The sequence below is a fragment of the Magnetovibrio sp. PR-2 genome (assembly GCF_036689815.1).
Lineage (GTDB): Bacteria > Pseudomonadota > Alphaproteobacteria > Rhodospirillales > Magnetovibrionaceae > Magnetovibrio.
The window spans coordinates 1-1,027 of sequence record NZ_JBAHUR010000040.1; the positions used below are offsets into that span (position 1 = coordinate 1).

The 1,027-nt window shown below is 54.2% G+C and carries 1 protein-coding gene; it reads right to left on the reverse strand.

Translation table 11 applies throughout. The annotated features are described in order from the left end of the window. The coding region (locus V5T82_RS18115) for an IS30 family transposase (protein WP_332897081.1) at positions 1-1,012 on the reverse strand (1,012 nt) is incomplete at its 3' end. Positions 1,013-1,027: the final 15 nt, after the last annotated feature.

Sequence of the window (1,027 nt, forward strand, 5' to 3'; positions counted from 1 at the left end):
GGATGGAGTCACGCTTGAAGTGCAACGGGTTTAAGATTTGGCAGAAGACTTCTGCCGGGGTTTTATAGTCTAAACATTTTCGCGGCGTATTGTTGTGCATTCTCACGATTTCATCCAGACGCTGGTCGGCAATGTCTGCAAGGTTCGTCTTTCTGGGCAATGCTCTTCGCAATCTCAAAATAGCGTTTTCAACTCCGCCTTTTTGCCATGGCGCATAGCGATCACAGAAGTACGTTTCGATCCCAATTTTGCGTGCCAATTCATGGTGCTGCGCAAACTCGACGCCATTGTCGAAGGTGATCGTTTGGCGCAGATGCGGGGGTAATGGCTGCAACATTTTGTGTAGATGATTTTCGATGTTCGCCGCTTTGCGGTTTCCAGGGTTAACAGCCAAAACCAGACGGGAGCGGCGTTCTTGGATGACCAACACGTTCTGGCCATAGCGCGAGAACAGCATGGTATCGGCTTCCCAATGGCCGAAGGTCTTGCGCCCCTCCACATCTTGAGGGCGCAGCTCTAAGCCTTTGCGATTCTTGATGTGCGCCAATGAGGACATGCCGCCGCGCGCGATTTTACCGCGTCGCCCTTTGCGCCAGGGCAGTAAGCGGTTGAGATAGTCTTTTTGCTCCGTGCGGTGATAAATATATCGATAGATTGACTCGGGGCTGATGCGTATGGGAGCGTTGTCGCGCGCCAGCCGCCCGGCAATCTGTTGCGGCGACCATCCCATCGCAAGGCGGTCGCGGACATAAGCTTGCAGGTGCGGTTGGCGCACCAACTTAAAGCGTTTGTCCCAACGTCGCCTTCGCGCGGCGAGATCGTCGGCACGCTCGGGCCGGTATCCGCCGGGCCAGGCTTTGGTTTTGCGACTATTGCGGCTAAGTTCGCGACTGATTGTCGAAGGCGCGCGGCCTAAACATGCACCAATCGCACGAAGAGACTGACCGCTTGAATGCAGGCGGTAAATCTCAATGCGCTCTGTCAAATTGAGCTGGTTGTATTGTGTTCCCATCGCAACACCATTTTA